The sequence below is a fragment of the Microcoleus harperi Pol14_C6 genome (assembly GCF_036701295.1).
Taxonomy (GTDB): domain Bacteria; phylum Cyanobacteriota; class Cyanobacteriia; order Cyanobacteriales; family Microcoleaceae; genus Microcoleus.
This window is the reverse complement of record NZ_JAUBQN010000008.1, coordinates 1-21396: the sequence shown is the minus strand read 5'-3', so window position 1 is coordinate 21396 and position 21396 is coordinate 1. Positions and strand designations below refer to the sequence as shown.

Annotated in this window: 20 protein-coding genes and 30 tRNA genes; 42 read left to right on the top strand and 8 right to left on the bottom strand. The window is 45.6% G+C overall.

Features of this window, described 5'->3' with window-relative positions; translation table 11 throughout:
• Positions 1–40: 40 nt before the first annotated feature.
• From QUA27_RS08580 to QUA27_RS08550, 7 genes are all read left to right on the top strand, one after another.
• Positions 41–1591: an ATP-binding protein gene (locus tag QUA27_RS08580; RefSeq protein ID WP_333067438.1), complete on the top strand. Its 1551-nt coding sequence runs from the start codon at positions 41–43 to the stop codon at positions 1589–1591.
• A 108-nt stretch (positions 1592–1699) separates the two neighbouring features.
• Positions 1700–1900 carry a type II toxin-antitoxin system VapB family antitoxin gene (locus QUA27_RS08575; protein WP_333067437.1) on the top strand — a complete coding sequence of 67 codons (201 nt, stop codon included), beginning with the start codon at positions 1700–1702 and terminating at the stop codon, positions 1898–1900.
• A 91-nt stretch (positions 1901–1991) separates the two neighbouring features.
• Positions 1992–2300, top strand: coding sequence for a type II toxin-antitoxin system VapC family toxin (gene vapC / locus QUA27_RS27325; protein WP_445251482.1), 309 nt, complete (start codon positions 1992–1994; stop codon positions 2298–2300).
• A 30-nt stretch (positions 2301–2330) separates the two neighbouring features.
• Positions 2331–2561 carry a DUF433 domain-containing protein gene (locus QUA27_RS08565; RefSeq protein ID WP_333067435.1) on the top strand — a complete coding sequence of 77 codons (231 nt, stop codon included), beginning with the start codon at positions 2331–2333 and terminating at the stop codon, positions 2559–2561.
• Positions 2558–2890 (top strand): DUF5615 family PIN-like protein, encoded by a 333-nt coding sequence (locus QUA27_RS08560; RefSeq protein ID WP_333067434.1) that lies wholly within the window; start codon positions 2558–2560, stop codon positions 2888–2890. The genes QUA27_RS08565 and QUA27_RS08560 overlap by 4 nt, the downstream gene beginning before the upstream one ends.
• A 903-nt stretch (positions 2891–3793) precedes the next feature.
• Positions 3794–4459 (top strand): hypothetical protein, encoded by a 666-nt coding sequence (locus QUA27_RS08555; RefSeq protein WP_333067433.1) that lies wholly within the window; start codon positions 3794–3796, stop codon positions 4457–4459.
• A gap of 241 nt (positions 4460–4700) precedes the next feature.
• Positions 4701–5123, top strand: coding sequence for a hypothetical protein (locus QUA27_RS08550; protein WP_333067432.1), 423 nt, complete (start codon positions 4701–4703; stop codon positions 5121–5123).
• Between the two features lie 439 nt (positions 5124–5562).
• Here QUA27_RS08550 and QUA27_RS08545 read toward each other — a convergent pair whose 3' ends face one another.
• The 3 genes from QUA27_RS08545 to petM all read right to left on the bottom strand — a co-directional run bounded on the left by QUA27_RS08545 (position 5563) and on the right by petM (position 7762).
• On the bottom strand, positions 5563–6480 hold the full coding sequence (locus tag QUA27_RS08545) for an NAD(+) kinase (protein WP_333067431.1): 918 nt from the start codon (positions 6478–6480) through the stop codon (positions 5563–5565).
• Between the two features lies 1 nt (position 6481).
• Entirely contained in the window at positions 6482–7459 is a 978-nt protein-coding gene (locus tag QUA27_RS08540; protein ID WP_333067430.1) for an SDR family oxidoreductase, read from the bottom strand.
• A 198-nt stretch (positions 7460–7657) separates the two neighbouring features.
• The gene (gene petM / locus QUA27_RS08535) at positions 7658–7762 is read right to left on the bottom strand and encodes a cytochrome b6-f complex subunit PetM (RefSeq protein ID WP_333067429.1); all 105 of its coding nucleotides are present in this window, start codon (positions 7760–7762) and stop codon (positions 7658–7660) included.
• 70 nt (positions 7763–7832) lie between these two features.
• On the opposite strand from petM, the gene pdxA reads away from it, so the two are divergent.
• Positions 7833–8930, top strand: coding sequence for a 4-hydroxythreonine-4-phosphate dehydrogenase PdxA (gene pdxA / locus QUA27_RS08530; RefSeq protein ID WP_333067427.1), 1098 nt, complete (start codon positions 7833–7835; stop codon positions 8928–8930).
• 120 nt (positions 8931–9050) lie between these two features.
• On the top strand, positions 9051–12665 hold the full coding sequence (locus QUA27_RS08525; RefSeq protein WP_333067426.1) for an OmpA family protein: 3615 nt from the start codon (positions 9051–9053) through the stop codon (positions 12663–12665).
• A gap of 284 nt (positions 12666–12949) precedes the next feature.
• On the opposite strand, the gene QUA27_RS08520 is transcribed toward QUA27_RS08525, so the two are convergent.
• On the bottom strand, positions 12950–13774 hold the full coding sequence (locus QUA27_RS08520) for a biotin--[acetyl-CoA-carboxylase] ligase (RefSeq protein WP_333067424.1): 825 nt from the start codon (positions 13772–13774) through the stop codon (positions 12950–12952).
• A 366-nt stretch (positions 13775–14140) separates the two neighbouring features.
• Positions 14141–14263, bottom strand: coding sequence for a hypothetical protein (locus QUA27_RS08515; protein ID WP_278187183.1), 123 nt, complete (start codon positions 14261–14263; stop codon positions 14141–14143).
• A 6-nt stretch (positions 14264–14269) separates the two neighbouring features.
• Here QUA27_RS08515 and QUA27_RS08510 point away from each other — a divergent pair.
• The 29 genes from QUA27_RS08510 (at position 14270) to QUA27_RS08370 (ending at position 18701) form a co-directional block, all read left to right on the top strand.
• A tRNA-Asp gene (locus QUA27_RS08510) sits at positions 14270–14343 on the top strand.
• A 4-nt stretch (positions 14344–14347) separates the two neighbouring features.
• Positions 14348–14422 (top strand) — tRNA-Glu (locus QUA27_RS08505).
• Positions 14423–14496, top strand: a tRNA-Cys gene (locus tag QUA27_RS08500). It begins immediately after the preceding tRNA gene.
• Between the two features lie 201 nt (positions 14497–14697).
• Positions 14698–14772 (top strand) — tRNA-Trp (locus tag QUA27_RS08495).
• Between the two features lie 6 nt (positions 14773–14778).
• Positions 14779–14856, top strand: a tRNA-Glu gene (locus tag QUA27_RS08490).
• Between the two features lie 8 nt (positions 14857–14864).
• Positions 14865–14946 (top strand) — tRNA-Tyr (locus QUA27_RS08485).
• Positions 14947–15085: 139 nt separating this feature from the next.
• A tRNA-Glu gene (locus QUA27_RS08480) sits at positions 15086–15163 on the top strand.
• Between the two features lie 4 nt (positions 15164–15167).
• Positions 15168–15249, top strand: a tRNA-Tyr gene (locus QUA27_RS08475).
• Positions 15250–15283: 34 nt separating this feature from the next.
• A tRNA-Arg gene (locus QUA27_RS08470) sits at positions 15284–15358 on the top strand.
• 4 nt (positions 15359–15362) lie between these two features.
• Positions 15363–15449 (top strand) — tRNA-Ser (locus tag QUA27_RS08465).
• Between the two features lie 4 nt (positions 15450–15453).
• Positions 15454–15526: transfer RNA gene (locus tag QUA27_RS08460), tRNA-Phe, on the top strand.
• A gap of 6 nt (positions 15527–15532) precedes the next feature.
• Positions 15533–15607 (top strand) — tRNA-Asn (locus QUA27_RS08455).
• A gap of 10 nt (positions 15608–15617) precedes the next feature.
• Positions 15618–15696 (top strand) — tRNA-Gln (locus QUA27_RS08450).
• 5 nt (positions 15697–15701) lie between these two features.
• Positions 15702–15775 (top strand) — tRNA-Gln (locus QUA27_RS08445).
• 30 nt (positions 15776–15805) lie between these two features.
• Positions 15806–15882, top strand: a tRNA-Leu gene (locus QUA27_RS08440).
• Positions 15883–15905: 23 nt separating this feature from the next.
• Positions 15906–15986 (top strand) — tRNA-Leu (locus tag QUA27_RS08435).
• A 4-nt stretch (positions 15987–15990) separates the two neighbouring features.
• Positions 15991–16063 (top strand) — tRNA-Pro (locus QUA27_RS08430).
• 129 nt (positions 16064–16192) lie between these two features.
• A tRNA-Leu gene (locus QUA27_RS08425) sits at positions 16193–16266 on the top strand.
• Between the two features lie 95 nt (positions 16267–16361).
• Positions 16362–16433: transfer RNA gene (locus tag QUA27_RS08420), tRNA-Thr, on the top strand.
• A 6-nt stretch (positions 16434–16439) separates the two neighbouring features.
• Positions 16440–16516, top strand: a tRNA-Thr gene (locus tag QUA27_RS08415).
• Positions 16517–16521: 5 nt separating this feature from the next.
• Positions 16522–16592, top strand: a tRNA-Gly gene (locus QUA27_RS08410).
• A 258-nt stretch (positions 16593–16850) separates the two neighbouring features.
• Positions 16851–16925 (top strand) — tRNA-Val (locus QUA27_RS08405).
• A 6-nt stretch (positions 16926–16931) separates the two neighbouring features.
• A tRNA-Arg gene (locus tag QUA27_RS08400) sits at positions 16932–17004 on the top strand.
• Between the two features lie 333 nt (positions 17005–17337).
• Positions 17338–17411, top strand: a tRNA-Arg gene (locus QUA27_RS08395).
• 7 nt (positions 17412–17418) lie between these two features.
• Positions 17419–17495 (top strand) — tRNA-Ala (locus QUA27_RS08390).
• Positions 17496–17616: 121 nt separating this feature from the next.
• Positions 17617–17689, top strand: a tRNA-Ala gene (locus tag QUA27_RS08385).
• Between the two features lie 4 nt (positions 17690–17693).
• Positions 17694–17767 (top strand) — tRNA-His (locus tag QUA27_RS08380).
• 163 nt (positions 17768–17930) lie between these two features.
• Positions 17931–18016, top strand: a tRNA-Ser gene (locus QUA27_RS08375).
• A 118-nt stretch (positions 18017–18134) separates the two neighbouring features.
• Positions 18135–18701, top strand: coding sequence for a 3'-5' exonuclease (locus QUA27_RS08370; protein WP_333067423.1), 567 nt, complete (start codon positions 18135–18137; stop codon positions 18699–18701).
• Positions 18702–18885: 184 nt separating this feature from the next.
• Here QUA27_RS08370 and QUA27_RS08365 read toward each other — a convergent pair whose 3' ends face one another.
• From QUA27_RS08365 to QUA27_RS08355, 3 genes are all read right to left on the bottom strand, one after another.
• Complete coding sequence (locus QUA27_RS08365; RefSeq protein ID WP_333067422.1) at positions 18886–19053, bottom strand: hypothetical protein; 168 nt, start codon at positions 19051–19053, stop codon at positions 18886–18888.
• A 63-nt stretch (positions 19054–19116) separates the two neighbouring features.
• On the bottom strand, positions 19117–19347 hold the full coding sequence (locus QUA27_RS08360) for a hypothetical protein (RefSeq protein WP_333067421.1): 231 nt from the start codon (positions 19345–19347) through the stop codon (positions 19117–19119).
• Positions 19348–19424: 77 nt separating this feature from the next.
• Positions 19425–19589, bottom strand: a complete 165-nt coding sequence (locus QUA27_RS08355; RefSeq protein ID WP_333067419.1) for a ribbon-helix-helix domain-containing protein — start codon at positions 19587–19589, stop codon at positions 19425–19427.
• A gap of 235 nt (positions 19590–19824) precedes the next feature.
• On the opposite strand from QUA27_RS08355, the gene QUA27_RS08350 reads away from it, so the two are divergent.
• The 4 genes from QUA27_RS08350 to QUA27_RS08335 all read left to right on the top strand — a co-directional run.
• On the top strand, positions 19825–20397 hold the full coding sequence (locus QUA27_RS08350; protein WP_333067418.1) for a dihydrofolate reductase family protein: 573 nt from the start codon (positions 19825–19827) through the stop codon (positions 20395–20397).
• Positions 20398–20498: 101 nt separating this feature from the next.
• Positions 20499–20570: transfer RNA gene (locus QUA27_RS08345), tRNA-Lys, on the top strand.
• Positions 20571–20625: 55 nt separating this feature from the next.
• A tRNA-Ser gene (locus QUA27_RS08340) sits at positions 20626–20710 on the top strand.
• Between the two features lie 102 nt (positions 20711–20812).
• Positions 20813–21396: GTP-binding protein (locus QUA27_RS08335; protein WP_333067417.1), on the top strand; the 584-nt coding region annotated here is incomplete at its 3' end.

Here is a 21396-nt window from a genome sequence, read left to right as displayed (position 1 = left end):
AAAGTAAACTGAGAGCAGCCCCATTCGCCCCAGTTGACCTATGCCGCGTTGGTTCAATACTGCTGGCCCATGCCAAGAAGACATTCATTACGCACTGTCGCCGACGGTACGCTTACCAAGCTTAGAACGGTTAATCGCTCAACGCAACTATTTCGTCATCCATGCACCCCGGCAAGTGGGGAAAACCACCGCTATGCTGGCGTTAGCCAAACAACTCACCGAAAGCGGACAATACACCGCCGTGATGCTGTCAGTTGAAGTGGGCGCACCCTTCAGTCAAGACATTGCTGGTGCAGAAGAGGCTATTTTGGGGGCTTGGCGAGATAACATTTCCGTCCGTCTCCCACTCGAACTGCAACCGCCTGACTGGACAGCGATGCAATCGGGACAGAAAATTCGGGCTGCTTTACAAGCTTGGGCACAAGTTTCATCTCGTCCTTTGGTCATTTTTATCGACGAAATTGACGCATTGCAAGACCAAGCTTTGATTTCTATTCTGCGCCAATTACGCGATGGTTATCCCAATCGCCCGAAAGCGTTTCCGCAATCGGTGGGCTTAATTGGTTTGCGGGATGTTCGCGATTACAAAGTGGCTGCGGGGGGAAGCGATCGACTCCATACATCCAGTCCGTTTAATATTAAAGTGCGATCGATTACTCTCAGAGATTTTAATGCCTCAGAAGTCGGGGAACTCTACGCGCAACATACCCAAGATACCGGACAAGTTTTTACTCCTGAAGCCGTAGCCTTAGCTTTTGAACTCACTCAGGGACAACCTTGGTTGGTGAATGCTTTAGCTAAGGAAATTGTAGAAGAATTAGTAACAGATGAATCTATAGAAATTACCACCGACCATATTTTAGAAGCCAAAGAAATTCTCATAAAACGACAAGATACGCATTTAGATAGTTTGGCAGAACGACTGCGAGAAAACCGAGTCAAAGCCATTATCGAGCCGATGCTAGCCGGACGAGAATTGCCAGAATCTTCTAATGACGATCGCCAATACCTCGTAGATTTGGGCTTGCTCAAACGAGATCCAGCCGGGGGTTTAGTCATCGCCAATCCGATTTATCGAGAAGTGTTGCCGCGAGTTTTGGCGCAAGGGCCGCAAGATAGTTTACCGATTATCCGTCCGAGTTGGTTGAACGATCGCGGCGAACTACTACCAGATGCACTCCTGCAAGCGTTTCTCGCGTTTTGGCTGCAGCATGGCGAACCGTTACTCAAAAGTGCATCTTACCCCGAAATTGCCCCTCATTTAGTGTTGATGGCGTTTCTGCATCGGGTGATTAATGGTGGGGGAACGTTGGAGCGGGAATATGCGATCGGGCGCGACAGAATGGATTTATGTTTGCGTTATGGTGACGTAACATTGGGAATTGAACTGAAGGTTTGGCGAACTCGGAAAGTAGATCCCTTGAGTAAAGGTTTGGAACAGTTAGATGGATATTTGGCTCGATTGGGACAAGATGAAGGGTGGTTGGTGATATTCGATCGTCGCGAGAATGCGCTCGAATTAGAAGAACGACTGAATACTGAAATTCATCTGACACCAATGGGGCGAACCGTTACAGTTATTCGTGCGTGAAGAAAATTGGTAGAATAAATAGATAGGCTAGATGTCGCTCGCTGCCGATGGGCGATCGCTTATAATCGGATGAAAGCGCGATCGATAAAACTCACCCCAAAAACACCTATGAAAAGCACGATCGAAATCGATAGCTCCCTCATCACCAATGCGCTCCAAGTCACCGGACTGACTGCACAACAAGAAGTCATCGAATTGGCCCTGAACCTGCTGATCCAAATGAAAAACCAAGAGAACCTACGTGCGCTACGGGGTAAACTCGCCTGGGACGGCGACCTCAATCGCATGAGAACGGATATGGAACAATAGTAAGCCCATGATTATTGTTGATTCCAGCGTCTGGATTGACTAATTTAACGGACAATCTACCCCACAAACCGATCTCCTTGACCAACTCCTCATCACCCAACCGATCGCGATCGGCAACCTTATCCTCACCGAAGTCCTCCAAGGGTTTCGCCAAGACTCCGACTACAACACCGCCAAACATCTCCTCACCAATCTCACCGTCTTCAATTTCCTCGAAGCCGACATCGCCATCAAAAGTGCTGACAACTTTCGCACCCTCAGAAAGCAAGGCATCACAGTTCGCAAAACAATCGATGTCATTATCGCTACCTTCTGCATCGAAAACAATCACGAACTCTTATTTGCCGATCGGGACTTTCTTCCATTCGTCGATCGTCTTGGACTGAAATCTGTTCTCTAAACTGGTCTGCTAAAAACCCCATATCAAACTATGAACTACCGAAACCACATTACGATCGAAGCAAATAAACGCGGTGGTAAGCCTTGTGTGCGAGGCTTGCGAATTACAGTTTATGAAGTGCTTGAGTACCTGGCTTCCGAGATGACAGAAGCTGAAATTCTCGACGATTTTCCCGATTTGACGCGAGAAGATTTAAAAGCCTGCATTGCTTATGCTGCTGACCGCGAGCGTCGGTTTATGACCGCCACCTTATCGGTATGAAATTACTTTTTGATGAAAACTTGTCGCCCAAGTTACCGAACCGTTTGAGCGATATTTTTCCAAATTCGCTTCACGTTCGAGATGTGGGAATGAAAGCAACGATCGACCCAATAGTTTGGGATTATGCAAAAGACAATAATTTGATGATTGTCTCGAAAGACGCGGATATGCACGACCTGAGCTTAGTATTTGGGAATCCACCGAAAGTTATTTGGCTTCGCCTGGGAAACTGTTCGACATTGCAAATTGAAAATTTGCTGCGTCGGGAGTTCAACGCGATCGAATTATTTTATGAAGACGAGAATTTATCGCTGCTTGCTTTATCATAATCTACCGATGGCTTTGGCCCTCTTTCCACGGTTTTTACAAATGGAGTAAACATAATGGCGATCGTCGCGAGAATGCACCGGAGTTAGAATAACGGTTGAATACTGAAATTCAGACGAATATGGGGCGAATAATTACAGTAATTCGATCGTGAAGAAGTTCTGATGAATGTCTCGATTTTCCCGATCGCCGAGGGTGGGAGATCGACTCTCTTTCACTCATCAAATGGGCTTTTCACACTCCGTCCACCTCGATTTAATACATGAGTATAATGGAAGCAGCGATTTTTATTCGATCAGGGATATAGGAAAGATAAGCACGAATCTCTTCAACTCCCATATCCTGGGGATGTTGCTCCCAAGTGAAAGTAAATGTAATCTAAAATATAATAAAGATAGCTTTTTTCCGTACGACGGCATAGCGTGTTTGAGCCGAATTGTGCGACGAACTCGATCTAAGAAAGCAGATTCTGATGGGCAGTAAGAAGGGGTTGACATACATCCTTGAGCTGCGGTATTATTCGATTATATGCAGTATGGAACCGCAACTGCGATACAATTATAAGTTATGCTCAATCGCGAAGTCCGTTGAAGTGACTGGTTTCTAGCCAAAATTGAGCAAGCAAATATCACCGACTTCGATGTTTAGTTCCGAGAGATTATTTGCGATCGCAAAGTCAAGCAATTGATAAGCGATCTATGGATAACAAATCATTAGAGCGGACAGAAGCGAAGTATATTTGCAAAAGCGAGAGACAACATCTGCCTCTCAACTCAGGGCGTTAGAACGCTCAGCCCTCAGTAGTGGCAGTGATTGAAACCTCGTTGTTAAACACCTCGCTTTCTGTTCCAGGGGTCGTTGTCATTTGATTACAATGTGAAAATTCTTTTATTTGGCAAGTTTCCATGGAATTCAGCCGAGACTTTTTAGAAAAAGCGATTCTACTGCTGCTCACTGCTGGATTGAGTGGTTTCTTAATACCTTACATTCTCAAGCAGATCGATGATAGAAAGTTGAGAGACCAAAAAATTATTGATGCGCGTAGGATTAAGGAACAGAAAGAGTTTGATGCCCTAAAACTCCAGGAACAGAAAGAGTTTGAGGCTAGTTTAATTCGAGAGAATAATATACTCGAAGCACAAATCAAGCTTTTAGAAAACTTGTCATCAGCATTATGGGAGCTACAACTTCTATCTCTAGCTGTTTCATATTACAAAGTTCATCCTAAGCAGGAGAGGTATGAACTAGCCCTTAAGAATTATGATGAGAAATCTTGGGGCTTATTCAAAGATGTTCGATGTGAAATCAGTCAGGCTGCACGTTTAGTCTCTAAAAGAAAGTACAACAATTTATTGAATTTTTTTAGTGTAAACCTTATACAAGAGGTGGATGAAGAGTTAATGCGTCTGGTCGATGATGATAATGCTTCATTAGAAAGGTGGAAGGAATATTATGATTGGGTACTCAAAACGTTCCCACAAGAAATTGACAACATCATTACTCCATTAGCAGAAGAACTAAGATTAGCGTCACCAAAAGCGCGGTCTAACAATTCGGGTGCAGCGGATTGATCGAAGGCAGTTGGATTGGATGCAGAAATTCCGGCAGCCGCTGACCCGAAACGTTATATCGCAAACGCTGCCTGACTTTGTAGATGGTTCGGAAGCTCGATCGAGAGCTTGACCTACAGAAAATTGGTAGAATAAATAGATACGCTTCGATCGCGCACCCATGCAACAAGCTAGTAGAGCCCAAAAAAAGATGTTTGTGTAAATCGTTAAAATAGTACCAAAACCAACCAAGGAGAAACCCATGTCAAATCTAAAAATGGCAATGTTAACCCTAAAATATGGCACCCAAAAATCCAACAATCCCCCCCCAGAAGAACTTAATATTTCAGTTCAATCATTGCCAGAAGCTAAACTAAAGATCAAAACGCTGAAGCTCAAGAAGAAAGAATATGCTTTGGTAAAAAGAGAACTAACCCAACAACAAAAAATGATTCGCGCAGAATACACCGACAAAGTTCGTCAACAAGGCTCTAAGGTTAGAGGTGGTGGTAGTCTTGGCAGCCTTGCGCGAACTCTTCAAACTGCGAAGCGTGATGCGGATCGCCGCGCTTTGGCTCAACAGCTTGCACCGCTAGAAGAACAGAAAAATGCTGTTGATGCAGTTATCACAGCGATCGATCAAGCAATTCTTCAACTTGAAAAATATATTGTTGAAAATTCCTAAACCAACATTTTTGTAACTCGCCTGCTGGGATTGAGAGGTATATAGACTTCATTAAACATTGCATCGTAAGGAACGGTCGAACAATCGCGTTGCACACCGACTGTACAGAGTCTCTTTGTTGAGTTCGCGAGGTTGTCTGCGGCGGGTGAACGGGGTCGTTATCTCGCAAACGTTGCCTAACTTTGGAGATAATTCGGAAGCTCGATCGATCATTAAGGATTCCGGTGGATAAATGTCGCCCTACATTACCACACTAATTGCTGCTTTATTCTACGATTTATCAACAGATAAAGAAATCAAAATCCCTTCAATCGGTGAAAAACGGAAACGGGAATTGCGGTCTCCTACAGCTAGGACTTGATATGACATCTACGAGCAAGCCAACTGTTGAGCCAACAATCCCCGTACCTTGATAGTCGGGGAGTGTCAACAACAACTATCAAGGCAACTCAACGGAACTCGGTTTAGCAATGTGAGGCAAGCCCCAGCCCAATTTTTCCCGCAAAATGTGGAAAAACTCAAAAGATTGCACCCGAATAAACCGGGCTGGGTACGGAGCTCGCTCGACTTGCACCCAATCTTCAGGCAGAACATAACATCCGCCGTTCCCGTCTACCACCATTACCAGGCGGTTGGGACTCGCCGGCAAAATCTTGATCGGCTCGGTGTTGGAAAACACCAAAGCCCGCGAAGCCATTGAATGCGGGCAAATAGGCAGCAACTGCAGCACTGGCACTCCGGGAATGATCACAGGGCCACCGGCAGAAAGGGCGTAAGCTGTCGATCCTGTGGGAGTCGCGATGATGACTCCATCTGCGGCAATGTCAATAGAGGCGTGCTGACCGATCGCCACTTCAAAATGACACATACAAGTCAGCGGTTCCCGGTGCAGCACCATTTCATTGAGACAAAGGGCTTCCCAGAGGCAGTCGTTTTCTCGAAACAGCCGCACCGCCAGCATGGATCTTTCTTCTATTTCGTATTCTCCGGCAATTACCTTTTCCAAAGCTTGCGGCAGCAAGTTCAGGTAAGTTTCTGTTAAAAAGCCCATGTGACCGGTATTGACAGTCAGCAGCGGTACTCCAATCGGAGCGACTTGGCGAAATGCCGACAGTACCGTACCGTCGCCGCCCAAAACCACTGCAAACTCCATGTCGCTGTCAAAACCGGGGGGGACGAGTTGTTCGATCGGATTGTGGCACATCGGGCGATCGGGGCTAGAATAGCCCAGAATTCCTCCGGAACCAGAAACCGAGCAAACCTCCCAGCCGCGGGCAGTCAGCTTGTCTTCCAACTCTGCGGCGATGCGACAAGCCACAGGTTTAACGTCGTTGTATATAATCCCAGCTTTCGGCACTTTAAAATGTAAAGGGCATTTTTTGTTTACTCCGTTTTTTAGTTTTAAGCTGCTCGTACTCTATTTCCTTGAGCTTCTTCATAATCAGATTAAAGTATTCTTCGAGATAAGACTCCAAAGTAGTAGTTTCTTTAGGGTCGATTCCGAAGACACTGTAAACGTCATCCATCGGAGCTTTCAAGGGTTTTCCGGCTGCCAAAACTTCTGAAAAAGCCAATCTGTCAGCTACGTTCCAACTCCACTGAAAGAAGGTAGCTAATTTACGAGTAGCCTGCAACAAGACATCTGGGGTGCGCGTAATTTTGGCTTCCTTCCCTGACAGCCGTTCGCACAACCGCACGATTTCGTCAGCATCCCAAGCACGATTTCCCACCACCGGAAAGCTTTTTTTCTCGGTTTCGGGAACCGAAAGGGCCCGGATAGCAAATTTAGCAACGTCCTGAGTGTTCATGTAGGCAAGGGCGGACGGCTTGTTGGGCAGCCAGACTGCCTGATTGTCCAAAATCGGCATTGCATACAGGCTCAGCAGTCCTTGCAAAAAGCCGCAAGGTCTCAAGATTGTGTAGTCTAAACCGGATTCTGCTAAGAACAATTCGGTACAGCGCTTGATTTCCAACAAAGGGACTTGGGGATATTTCTCCGCGTCGAGAAAGGAAAAGAATATGTAACGCTTGATGCCTGCTGCTGCTGCTGCTTGGATCAGCGATACTTTTCCGTCCCAGTCTACTCTTTTGATGCTGACAGAATCGCCTGCACTGGCTGTTGCTGCATCGATAATAGCACTGACGCCTTCTAGGGCCGGAGGCAGAGTGTCTGGCTGGCAAAGGTTTCCCGGTACGAGTTCAGCGCCCCATTCTTTCAAAAATGCAGCTTTTCTGTAACTTCTGACTAAACAGCGCACCTGGTAGCCCTCGTCTAGGGCGCGGCGGGCTATTTGGCGACCGAGAGTGCCGGTGGCACCTAAAATCAATAAAGTCATCTAGGGATTAATTATGAATCTTAAACTTTCTATAAGATGGTATCAGGTTTTTGTTAAGTTTTTTATAAAAACTTAACAAAAACCTGAAATTTTCTCATTTTAGGCTTGAGATATTCGGCACAAGGCTGACTTTCGGCAGCAAGTAGACTCTAGAAGGCAGAAGTTAGAAGGCTTGTGAAGGATTGGTTGAAAAAAAACTTATTCTTCGCCGCCTTGCAATTTGAGCAGCAGGAAGCCTCCACCTATACCCACGAAAACTAGGGAAAAGGCCAAAAAGGCTGCATTGAAAATTTCAGGATTCATGGTGTTATATGTCTAATTGGGCGATCGCATTAAATAAAGATAATATAATTTGGGGCAACCAGGTACATGAATGCTAAAATTTCAGTGCCGAAATTCCTGTATTTTGTTGGAGAAAACTGCCTTGAGTCTCGATCGGGAATCACAACTAGCTGTAACTCTGGGAGATCCGGCGGGAATTGGCCCGGAAGTCATTCTCAAGGCATTGGCAGATCCCGCTGCTGGTTTGAGGGTAACGGTTATAGGTTCTAGGATAGTTTTGCAGCAAACTTACGATAAGTTGCGATCGAGCAATCCTGCAGCAGAAGCGGCAAATCCCGAAACATTAAATATTATTGATATTGAACCAGACAGCAAGTGGGGCGAAATTGTCCCCGGTGTCGGGAGTGCAGCTAGCGGGGCGGCTAGCTTTGCTTACATGGAAAGTGCGATCGCCCGTACCATCGCCGGCGAATTCTCCGCCATCGTGACAGGCCCGATTTCTAAAACTTGCTGGCAGAGTGCCGGTTACAATTATCCCGGACAAACAGAACTCCTCGCAGAAAGAGCAAAATCGCAGCGATTCGGAATGCTGTTTGCCGCCACATCTCCACACAGTGGCTGGACGTTGGTAACTTTACTCGCTACCACACATATTTCCCTGCGTCAAGTCCCCGATGCGTTGAGTCCAGAATTACTCAGCGAAAAACTACAATTACTGATAGACTGTTTGCGGGAAGATTTTGGGCTAGAAAGACCGAAAATTGCGATTTCTGGCTTAAATCCTCACAGCGGCGAAAATGGCAAACTGGGAAATGAAGAGCAAGACTGGATGATACCTTGGTTGGAAACGCAGCGCGATCGCTTTCCTCAAGTGCAGTTAGACGGGCCAGTCCCCCCCGATACCCTGTGGGTAAAACCGGCTAAAGTTTGGTACGGTTTAGCCAAGGAAGCTCACGACGGTTACTTGGCAATGTACCACGACCAGGGGTTGATTCCAGTAAAATTGATGGCTTTTGATAAAGCAGTCAACACTACAATTGGCTTGCCTTTTGTCCGCACCTCTCCGGATCACGGCACAGCTTTTGATATTGTAGGTCAAGGGATTGCGGATGCCTCCAGCATGAAGGCAGCATTGCAGTTGGCGGCTCAGTTGGCTAGTCGCAGAACAGCAGTTAAAATAGGGCGATAGCTTTAGTACGCCTGACGCTGGGAAAAATTGTGTCATTCCTATTGATTTTCGCTGGGGTGAGGCGGGAAGCAAGCTGGTAATTTCCTTCGGTCGATTAAAATTACGTTTGGGTAGGGCAGTATGGCAGCATCAAATGACAATTCAGGGAAAATATATCAGTCAGAAAAAGAGGTTTCTGATGCAAATATAGCAAGTTCTAAAGCTGGAGAGCAACTTCAGGAATTGCTAACCATACTGACTGAATTCCAGTTATTGAAGAAATCCAAAAAAGAGCCAAGCGAGCTGAAGTTGCCCCTTTCAGAAAAGTCGGTTCAGCGATTAGAGGATGAGGAAAATCGGCGTCAACAATTGTCTTTCCTGATCGAATCACCGAGTATTGTACCGGAAGTATTAACTAATGATGAAGAAATCCCATCTCAAAGACGAGAAAAAAATAATAATGAGGAACCAGATTTATCTGTAACCGCGAAGGTAGCCAAAAATTATCCACCGTCGGAGGAAGAACTAGAACAAGCAGTAGAGGAGTTTAAGCGGTTGCAGCAACTGCTGTTTGAAAGGGATTTACCAGAATTTTACAGTAATGTTTTGAGCGTGGAACAAAGGTTAGAAAATTTTGAGAAGTTGATGTCTGAACCCCAAGAGTTGATGACTTTACTGAGACCGTTAATTCCTGAGTTAGTGAGAGATGAATTAGAGGGGTTGAAGTCGGAATTAAAAAATGCGATAGAACTTGCTAGCAGCGATCAAATTAATCAGCTCGAATTGCAGACCAAAATAGCTGATTTGGAAAATAAAATTGCTAACTTCAACCAGCAGCAACTGCCGAATTCAGAACAGTTAATGCAACGGGTGATGTTGGTGGTGGGCGAGCTGCTCAAGCGTAAGGTAGAGGAGTCTAAGTTAGAGGTAGCTTCGGCGATCGCACCAAAAGTCAATCAAGTAATTCACAATCAAAACGGGCTTGAAGAACAGGTAGTAAGAATTGAAGACAGAGTTGCGAATATTCAGCAGCGTTACCAGCAGCAACCGGAAGATTTAATCAAGCAGCTAGTACCAGTAGTTAGCGAATTGCTAAACCGCAAAATTAGTGAATTAAAATCAGAGATTGTAGAAGCTGTTACCCCCTCAGTACAGGTAAGAATAGCTTGGGTAGAAATAGAAGAAAAAGTATTGAGCATCATCGAACGCCGACTGGCTACACAGCAGTCGCCAATTCAGAAGCCAGAAGAGATAATGGCGATGCTAATGCCCGCAATAACTGATTTGCTGAATCAGAAAATCGATGAATCAAAATTACAAGTAGCAGCGACGATCGAACCTTTGATAGAATCAGCAATTCTTCAAAGAGAAGTTCAAGGAAAATTGAGCGATGTAGAAAGTAGACTAAATAATCTTCAGCGACAGCAAAAAACTCAACCGGAAGATATAATGGCAAGGCTAATGCCATTAATGATTGAGTCGCTGAACCGAAAAATAGAGGAAACCAAGTTAGAGGTGAGAGAGGCGATCGCGCCCGGTGTCAACACGGCTATTCAAAACAGCGGTATTGCAGCACAAATATTAAATAATGAAAGTAAGATTGTCGAAGTTCAGCAGCAAGTTTTAGCCGAGATAGAAGGGTTGATGGCAAGAATAATGCCAGTGATTGTAGAAATGCTGTCTCGAAACATCGGGGAAGCAAAGCTAGAGATAGAATCTGCGATCGCCCCCGCTGTCGATGCCATCATTCAGAATAAAAGGATCGATCAAAGACTCGCGAAGATCGAACAAAAGATTGTGGCGATCGAACACCGGATTTATGAATCGACAGACTTGTTTACCGATTTACTGAAACCTTTGATTGACGAGCTGATGGTTAGCCATCACGCCCAACTAGAAAAGTCGGTCATAGAATCTATTTTACCATTGTTAGATGAAGTTGTAAGTTATAATTACAGACTCAACGATAAAGTAGGGGAACTCGATCGCAAAATTACTGATGCTGAATGGGGAGGCAATCGGGAAGAATTACTTGCCAGAATTAAAATCATTTTTCCCGAAATGATGCTCCAAACAATTAATGAGTCTAGAAAATCATTTGTCGAAACCATAGCTCCGATAATTGATGAAATAATTAATACGAAAAGCCGAGAAAATAGACAATCTATGGGAGTAGCCATATCGCCGGCTCTGACTGTGGGAATTAGCCACAGAATAAGTGAATCCCCCGATGAAATTGCAATGGCGATCGCGCCGGAAATGGCCACCGCTATCAAACAGCAAATTCATCTCAAGCGAGAAGCAATGTCGGATGCACTTTATCCGATCATCGGCAGCACGATTTTAAAATACATCGCCGAGATGATGCGGGAGATTAATGAAAAACTCGAAGCATCTTTAAGTCCAGACGGAATTAGTCGTAAAATTAAAGCAAAATTACAGGGCATTTCTGAAGCAGAATTGCTTATCAAAGAAACAACACCTCTGAGTGTTAAAGCTGTTTTTTTAATTCAAACAGAATCGGGCATAGTAATTTCAGCAGTGCAGAAGTCTGAACGCGAACAGCTAGAATCAGACATGGTAGCGGGGATGCTGACTGCTATTCGGGCTTTTGTCAACGATTGCATATCTCAGTCTGGAAATATTGCAGAAATTGATGCTATCGAATACGGCACATCTACGATCGTATTGGAAGTAGCTGGTTCGTGTTATCTAGCTGTAGTGATGCAAGGAGAAACCCGCCAGTGGTTTAAATACAAAATGCGAGCGATATTCAACAATATAGTTCAAGAATACGGGGATCAAATTCGGTCCTTTAACGGCGATCCAGCAACTGTACCACCAGAAGTCAACTCGAAATTGCAAAAATTAATCGATACAGATGTAAAAGTTAAATCTTCTAAACTTCCCATTTTACCAATTATCGGTTTGGCAGCGTTAGGTTTAATTGGCGTACCTTGGGGAATTCATCAATACCGCAGCGGAGTTGAAGCGAGCTTAGAAGCAAATACGAATTTAGCATTACAATCTGCTCCGGAGTTATCGGTTTATCGTATCGCGGCAGATGTTAAAGATAAATTATTGCAGATTTCGGGACGAGTGCCGAATCAAAATCTGCGATTGAAAGCGGAAAAAATCGCTCAGCAAGTGGCTCCACAATCAAGAATTGAAAATAAAATTATAGCCGTTGAAGTACCTCCCGATCCAGTTTTAGTCGAAGCCGATGTCAAGCGGACGGCAGCTCTTTTGAATAAAGTAGAAAGCATTAATATCTCAGCTCGCTATGCAGAGGGAAAAGTCGCCGTTGCAGGCAGCGTAAGCAAAGTGCCAGATGCTCTGAAAATAACTCAAGCTTTTGAGAAAATTCCGGGGGTGAAGTCTGTAACAAATACAGTGATAATAGGAACTCCACCGCCGCCAAAGATAATAATGCCTGTTCGGGTGTATTTCGGTGCAGGCTCGGCAAGTTTGGAGGCGAAAGACGTAGCACAAAAGCTTAGCAAAGTCAAGGAATATATGGAGAAAAATCGCACGAAGAATTTAAGGATAGTGGGCTACAGCGATTTTAAAAGCACTCCGGTAGAAAGTCAAAAGTTGGCACTGGAAAGGGCGACAAATGTGAAAAATATTTTGGTTAGACAAGGGATAAATGGCAACAGAATACAAGTTGCTTCTACTAAGGGTCGTCCCGAAGGTGTGGAGGCCAATCAACCGCTGTGGCTGAGCAGATTGGTAGTATTTGAGGTGATAAATTAAAATGGGGAATTGGGAATTAGGGATAGGGAATCGGGCATCGGGCATTGTTAATTGGGAATTTTTCCCACTGACTAATGACTTCTTTCTCTTAATTTATAGTAACTGGCAAGAAGGTTAGGACATTTTTTATCGCTGAAAATATTGCTCTGACTGCATTTCCCTTCTTTGTTTTTCCTACTTCCATCGGACTGACATCCGTTACATCTTGTACAGTGCTCGTTGCCGAACTTCCTGACATCCGTTACATCCGTTACACAATCCCTTGCCGAACTTCCTTCTTCCTATTAAATTAATCGAACTCGCCCAGAGGTAAAGGCTTGTATTCGATCGCCCGCCAAGCATATTAACAAGCGGCCGCTTCCGTCAATGCCGGCGGCTTCTCCGCAGATGGTTTCCGAGGAAAGTTCGATCGCCACCGGGCAGCCAATCAACGCATCGCGGCGGCGCAATTCCGGCAAAAGTAGCGCTAAACCAGACTTGGAGGCTGGCTTGTCTGTGGTAGAAAACATATCGGCTAGTTCGAGTAAATAGTGCCGCAGTCGATCGACCAAACACAGTTCATCTGGTACTGTACTAGCAATAGAATGCAAGCTTACCGCATTGCCGATCGCGCTTTCATCCAATCCCGCAGCCGCGAAATCTACGCAGCGGTTGAGTCCAATTCCCACAACGGCGCGAGTTTTGCCAAAAACATTGCCGTTGGTAGCTTCGCAGAGAATTCCGGCTAATTTGTGGCGATCTATCCAGACATCGTTTGGCCATTTCAGGCGCAGCATATCGCGACAGTCGGGAACCAAATCTTCGATCGCGTAAATCACCGCTAAACCCGCTGCTAAACTGAGCCCTGGCAACAGAGTGGGGTTGAGGTTGTCGAGAACAAAACTAACAGTCAAGACACCGCTTGGGGCGTGCCAGGTGCGCCCGTGTTGGCCGCGCCCGCTGGTTTGTCGCTTGGTAAATACTGCATCTCCGTGGTGGAGTTGGGCCGCGCGGGCGATCGCCCAACTGTTGGTACTCGGACAGGTATCCAAGGAGTGTAGCCAGTGATGGAGGTTTGGGCGATCGGCTTCTGTGGTTGCGCGCACGCGAGTTAAGGGCAATTCAGACAAGGTTTGATTTGTAGTATTTGATATCTCAAAGCTGATTATCGCATTTTCCAGAAGTGCCACCTCGCGCGACGGCGAGAATTCAGAGAAATTAGAGTGTAGTACAGTTACAGCATCAGATTTACCTTGCGCCACACCACCTGTTTAGCAGCAAAACTCCTGATATATAAGGGTTTATGGGTAAGCAGAGGGGTGGTGGGAGCGATCCACAACCCTTTAAAAAACCCAATTTAAAAAAAAGTTGTATTACCCCCTTGACAGTCTTGTAATACGCGTTGTAGTATAAATGTATGGCGAAGGGGAAAGAGCTTCAAAGCCTTCCCCCACTAGCAATATGAACCTTGACAACTGAATAGGAAGTTAATCGTGTCACATAATTGTGGACATCGGCGGTGTAGACTCCGGCAACAATAGCCCGATCGGGTTGTAGTACGCGGAATCAACCGCCACCCCGTCCCAACTTGAGTAATTCAAGGACAGAATATTATTCATTTTCGCGGGGGTATAGCTCAATCGGTCAGAGCAATCGCCTGTCGAGCGAAAGGTTGCGAGTTCAAGTCTCGTTACTCCCGTCAAAGTCCCGTAGGCAAAAGTCAAGCCGTCTCCCCCTCAAGGAGAAGATTGCGAGTGCAAACCTCGTCGGGACTCCCAGGTTAGGTGGTCGAGTGGTTGAAGGCGTCGGTCTGCAAAACCGATTTTCGCGGGTTCAAATCCCGCCCTAACCTCTGTTCCCAATCAGAAATTAAAAATTAGAAATTAAAAGATTAAACTAACAGTCTTTTAATTGAATTTTTTAAATTTGAAAAGGAACGAACCAAAAGTGACATTGCAGCGTAGCTTAATCGTAAAGCGCCAAGTTCATACCTTGGTCAATGCGGGTACCGCTTCGCGGAAGCAAGCTACAAATCCCGCCGCTGTCACCACAAGCAGGGATGGTTTAACTGGCAACACTCTGGTCTCCAAAACCAGCATTCTGAGTTCAAATCTCAGTTCCTGTGCCAATTTATAGTGCTGTAGGCAAATGGTTTAAGCCGCTTGGTTTTCACCCAAGTGATTTGCGGGTTCAACTCCCGTCAGCACTTCCAATTTTTCTGGGTCGGCTCTCCTATTGGTGTAGGAAACTGTCTGTAAAACAGCAGCTTAAAGCGTTGCTGGTTCAATTCCAGCCCGACCCATTTGCAACTGTCTGTATTTAATCTGCAGTTGCAAAGCAAGAGAGCGTGGTGTTGTAGCTGGATAACATCTCAGTTAATAAAACTGAAGATTTAGGGTTCAAATCCCTCCCTTCTCGCTTCAGTTCCTGTGCCAATTTATAGTGCTGTAGGCAAATGGTTTAAGCCGCTTGGTTTTCACCCAAGTGATTTGCGGGTTCAACTCCCGTCAGCACTTCCAAACTGGGTCGGCCCTCCTACTGGCGTGGGTAGCTGTCTGTAAAACAGTAGCTTAAAGCGTTGCTGGTTCAATTCCAGCCCGACCCATTTGTAACTGCATTTAATCCGCAGTTGCAATTTTGAGAACGTGGTGTAACTGGATAACATCTCAGTCTACGAAACTGAAGATTTGGGGGTTCAAATCCCTCCGTTCTCGCTGTGGAGAGGTGGCCGAGTGGCTTAAGGCGCTTTCCTGCTAAGAAAGAGCGGTTTAACAGCCGTCGAGGGTTCAAATCCCTCCTTCTCCGTTTTCCCCCGATAGCTCAGTTGGTAGAGCGCTTGTCTGAAGAGCAGGAGGTCGTCAGTTCGATACTGACTTGGGGGATTGCGTTGCCTTATAGCTCAATGGTAGAGCAAGCGGTTGTTAACCGCTAGGTTGTAGGTTCGAGTCCTACTGGGGCAGCCATTTTTTTAATTGCCGGGTAGACAAATTGGTAAAGTCGCCTATCTCTGAAATAGGATTTTTTGTAGGTTCAAAGCCTACCCCGGCACCCAATTATTGGGAAGTCGCCTAATCGGTATGGCACCGCTCTTTGAAAGCGGAAAAATGCAGGTTCGATCCCTGCCTTCCCAGTTCTGCTTTTATAAGAGCAGTAATGATGATGCTCCTGTAGCCCAATTGGCAGAGGCCGCAATTTCAAAAATTGTGTTGTGTGAGTTCAAATCTCACCAGGAGTACCAAATTTTCAACTAAGTTTCTACTTGCTCCTGTGGCGGAATTGGCAGACGCGGCAGACTTAAAATCTGTTTTATTTTGAGTGTGAGTTCGAGTCTCACTAGGAGCATGAACGGGATGTAATTCAGCGGCCAGAAGCCATGCTTTGGGAGCATGGAGTCGTTGGTTCAAATCCAACCATCCCGACTTTACCCCTGTGATGTAATTGGAAAACATCGCTTACTCAGAATGAGCGTCTTACAGGTTCGAGGCCTGTCAGGGGTATGAGGTTTTATTCAATCTCAAATCTCAAATCTCAAATCTCAAATCGGTTTTGCCCCTGTAGCCCAATCGGTAGAGGCGCTAGATTTAGGATCTAGTTAGTGCTGGTTCGATGCCAGTCAGGGGTATTTGGTGACATCGCGGGTGAAGTAGCCTGGGTAGGCTTGGAGGTCTCATAAGCCTCTTAATAGCAGGTTCAACTCCTGCCCCCGCCACCAAAAATGCAGGTGTGATGTAATTGGCAACATGAGGTTCTTGTAAAGCTTTCTTGCGAGTTCAAATCTCGCTATCTGCTTGGCGTGCTGGTGTAGCTCAATTAGGCAGAGCAACTGATTTGTAATCAGTCGGTTGTAGGTTCAATTCCTATCACCAGCCCCACAATTGCGGATATGGTGTAACGGTAGCATTCGAGTCTTCCAAACTCTAGGCACGAGTTCGAGCCTCGTTATCCGCTTGGCGAAACAAGAATTTTGTTAAATCTCACATCTTGCACCATTCTCCAGAACAGGCAAGATGCCTGTTCCACAAAGAGTAGATTTTCTTGTGGAACAGGCATCTTGCCTCTTCATAAAAGGCTTATTGACAATGGTGCAACATCTCAGTTAAATCCAAAATCTCAAATTTTAAATCGGTTTGCGAATGTCATGTAGCGGCTAGCATCTGAGTATGCCATTCTCAGCGCATGGGTTCGAGTCCCATCATCCGCTTTTGTAGTCCTGTAGCTCAACGGTAGAGCGTTTGCCTTACAAGCAAGATGTTGCAGGTTCAAATCCTGTCAGGACTACCAATTTATGGGAGTGTAGCTCAATGGATAGAGCGCCGCGCTTCGGACGCGGATGTTGTGGGTTCGAGTCCTACCACTCTCGTTGTTTTTGCTTTAATTTAAGGAGGTTGATTCCATTGAATGGATAATTTTTTATAGTAAGAGCGATCGCCCTTTGCGTGTCCCAATCTTTGGAGCCTACATACTTTAGTACGAGAGGAAAGGTAACGCTGTCAAAATCAGCGGGCGTTTGAGAACGAGGAGTGCCATGAACCCGGCAGGTTGGCTTAAAGGTAGCCATCCTTTAAAGAATGTGTAATAACTCATCGGCGGAGTCCCTCTAGTAACTGAGAAAACGCAATGCTCTAATAACTTGCACGGAAAGTACGCGCGAGCGCAGCTATCCCGTAGGGAATCGCACATTAACAAAAAACATGGGAGCGTAACTCAACTGGATAGAGTGTCGAGCTTCTACCTCGAATGTTGTGGGTTCAAGTCCTACCGCTCCTGCTGTCTGGGGTTCGTAGCTTAATTGGTAAAGCATCTAACTGGCTGTTAGAAAGATATCGGTTCAAATCCGATCGCAATCCACCACACCAATTTTAGATTTTAGATTTTAGATTTTAGATTGACTCCACAGATGAATCTGGGAGCTTGAACATTCATCTAAAATTCTATTTCTCCACAACTTAAGTCGGAGGATTATATTCGTTTCGGGGTCATAGCTCAATTGGTAGAGCGCTTGCCTTGCACGCAAGAGGTTAGGAGTTCGATTCTCCTTGACTCCATCTGGTGCCTGAAGCCAAAGCGGTAGCGGCGCTGGTTTGTGGAACCAGTAATAGCGGGTTCAATTCCCGTCAGGCACCCCTCGGAAGATGCCGCTAAACGGTTGGCAACTGGCCTCGAAAACCAGGGTACAGGTAACTGTAAAGGTTCGATTCCTTCATCTTCCTTTTAATATCAAATCGGTGAATTATACCGATAATTGTAGGGACACAGCACTGCTGGGTCCTTGATATTTGTTTTAATGGAAGATGCCGCTAAATGGTTGGCAACTTGTCTTGAAAACAAGGGTACAGGTAACACCTGTAAAGGTTCGATTCCTTCATCTTCCTTTTTCCACCAGAAGTCGAAAAGCGAGACGCCGTGCTGATAACGCGGAAATAGGAGGGGCAGTACCTCCCTGGTGGATCGATTGGGCGATCGCAAGATATTATTTGAAGGTGAATTTATATGAATTTACAGCATTACAATTACTATCTAGTGGTTGACCTTGAAGCAACTTGCTGCGATCGCGGAAATATCAGAAAAGAGGAAATGGAAATTATCGAAATAGGAGCGGTTATGGTGCATTCAGAATCTCTAAGTATTGTTGATGAATTTCAAAGCTTCATCAAACCTATTCGCCATCCTATCCTGACTGAATTCTGCAAATCGCTAACATCTATTTCTCAAGCACAAGTCGATCGAGCTCCGACTTACCCGGAAGCGATCGCACTTGTGAAAAACTGGCTGTCTGGTTACTCAAAAGGTGTATTTGGTTCCTGGGGCGATTTCGATCGCCAACAATTTCAACAAGACAGCAACTTTCACAAAGTACCTTTTCCGATTGCTTATCCTCATGTAAATCTCAAACAATTGTTTTCGGACAAGCAAGGTTTGCGAAAACGTCATGGGATGGCAAAAGCTCTGACACTCGCGGGTTTACCGCTAGAAGGAACTCATCACCGGGGTATTGATGATGCGAGAAATATCGCCAAACTGTTGCCTTATATTCTGGAGCGAAAACAGTTGTCCTGATTTGCGATCGTACATACAGCGAGCAAAATTATGGGGAGGTCGCCTAAGTGGAATGGCACCGTAAAAACTTTGGAAAAGCGGCTCCCAAAAGGACGATCGCGTTTGTTGAGTAGGGTAAAAAGTTGCTTCGCGACGTTCCCTGAAAATGCAAACTGGCAGCGGGTTGCGGAGGCACTGAAAGGAATTAACAGTCCGAGATGGGGGCAGTTCCCGTCTGCTTGCGGGCAGTAAGGAAGCGCGTTTCCTGAAAGTTGCTGTCGATCGATGCGGGTTCGAGTCCCGTCCTCTCCATTCCAGGTTCAAGTCCAAATCGAAGAGTTTCAACCCGTGCCCTAACAGTTAAAGCATACATACTCGGCTGTTAACCGACTAAAACCAATGCTTTACGCACTTGCACGGGTTGAACCTCAGAACCTCAGTTGTTCTTGAGGTCTAAATCGCGATCGTAGCTGCCGATTGGCCGCAGTCTGGTCATCAACTGCTTCAGCAAGAAGCCGTTGCTGTTCCAAGCGCTATAAGGAGTAGCCCCTTGTCCCTTCAGGCACAAGGTTTGTCGGGCTTTGTTGTGGCAAATATTTGCCAGCAGGCTGACGACTGACACTAAGCCGAGTTCATCGACAAGGGCTTCGAGTTCATCTTGAGTCACAAGCACACCTCCAGGGTTGACTATTCCTGAAATATACCATATAGTACCTTTTAAGGGTACTCAGAGTATACTAATAGTTACTTTATCTCATTTTCGTCCACGAGGTTGTATTCCTTGATAGCCGCCATGACTAGCAGAGTGGACATAGGAACTCCTGTCTGCTGGGAGATGTTTCTCAGTTTTTCGTGCAAACGCTTGGGAACTGTGACTTTAATCACAGCAGTCTCTTCTTTGTCAGCCATTTCAAGCAGTCATGTTTAGTTGACACCAGCTTATCCTCTTTCCGAGTACCGAGCGCACCTTGCTGCGATGTCTGTAGGGATGCGGGCGCAGCGCGATAAAATGGCTGCTGCTGCGAAACTGTGCGCTAACAAATAAAAAGGTCGATCGCAAATCTCTAACCAAGGGAGCGATTGGATATATTAGTTACATTCAGAAGCAAGCAGTAACCAAACAACTTAATAAAAAAGGTGAAACATGAGAAAACTAAAATATTACGTTGCTTGCACCGTTGACGGGTTTATTGCTCGCGAAGATGGCTCATTTGATTGTTTTCCTATGTCAGGAGAGCATTTCGCTGATTTGTTCGCTTCCTTTCCTGAAACTTTTCCGGCTCACTTTCAGGAAGCACGAGGCATTCGGGCAGAGAACAAGCAGTTTGATGCGGTTTTGATGGGACGGAAAACCTATGAGGTAGGGCTAAATGTTGGTGTAACTAATCCTTATCCTACCTTGAAGCAGTATGTCTTTTCGCGCACTATGAAAGCCAGTCCGGATGATAATATTGAACTTGTTTCGGACAATCCTGTCGCATTGGTTCAGGAATTGAAAAAAGAAACTGGTAAAGACATCTGGCTCTGCGGTGGTGGCGCTTTAGCGACAACTCTTTTTTCGGAGATTGACGAGATGATTGTCAAGTTGAATCCGCTAGTTATCGGAGGGGGAATTCCTCTTTTTTCCGGTGCAATCGAGCCGACAAATTTGGAACTTGCCGATCGCAAAATCTATAGCAACGGTTTCATGTTACTTCATTATCGAGTGAAGCATTAGCAATCGGGACTTTATGCGTTGCAATTGCTGGGGGCAAAAAAAGACTGAAGTGTTTACTACACAATGATTTTTTAGGAATTACACAAACGCTGAATTTTTAAGGGTGGTTAGCAAAGCGGTTATGCACCCGGCTTTTAACCGGTACCAGATAGGTTCAACTCCTATACCACCCACTTTCTATCTATCAGCGTTAATCAGCGTTTATCTGCGGTTAAAAATCAAAAACTTGGAAAGTGCGGCTGTGTGGACGGCAACTGGTTTGGAATACCAGGGTGCAGCGAAAGCTGTAGAGGTTCGACTCCTCCACTTTCCTTTTTAATCATTAGTCATCAGTCCTTAGTCATTAATAACAGGCTAAGGACTCAAAACTCATGATTAGAAACCAAAAACAACTCTTAGAGGAGAATCAAATGTAATGTCACGCACCAAATTTGAACGGAACAAACCCCACGTCAATGTCGGTACGATCGGTCACGTTGACCACGGCAAAACAACCCTAACAGCGGCGATTACAATGACGCTGGCTGCACAGGGTCGTGCCAAGGCTAAAAAGTACGACGAAATCGATGCTGCACCGGAAGAAAAACAGCGGGGAATCACGATTAATACGGCTCACGTTGAGTATGAAACAGGCGATCGCCATTACGCTCACGTTGATTGTCCGGGTCACGCTGATTACGTGAAAAACATGATCGTGGGTGCCGCTCAAATGGATGGTGCAATCCTCGTCGTGTCCGCTGCGGATGGTTCAATGCCTCAAACTCGCGAACATATATTGTTAGCGCGGCAAGTGGGAGTGCCGAAGTTGGTTGTCTTTTTGAATAAGAAAGATATGGTGGACGATGCGGAAATTTTGGAGTTGGTCGAGTTAGAAATTCGCGAACTTCTCAGTTCTTACGGTTTCCCGGGCGATGATATTCCACAGGACTTACGCAACTGGCACAATCTGCGTCAAGCGATCGCCGAGGCAAGGTGGCCTTCTAGGAGGCACGATTGGTG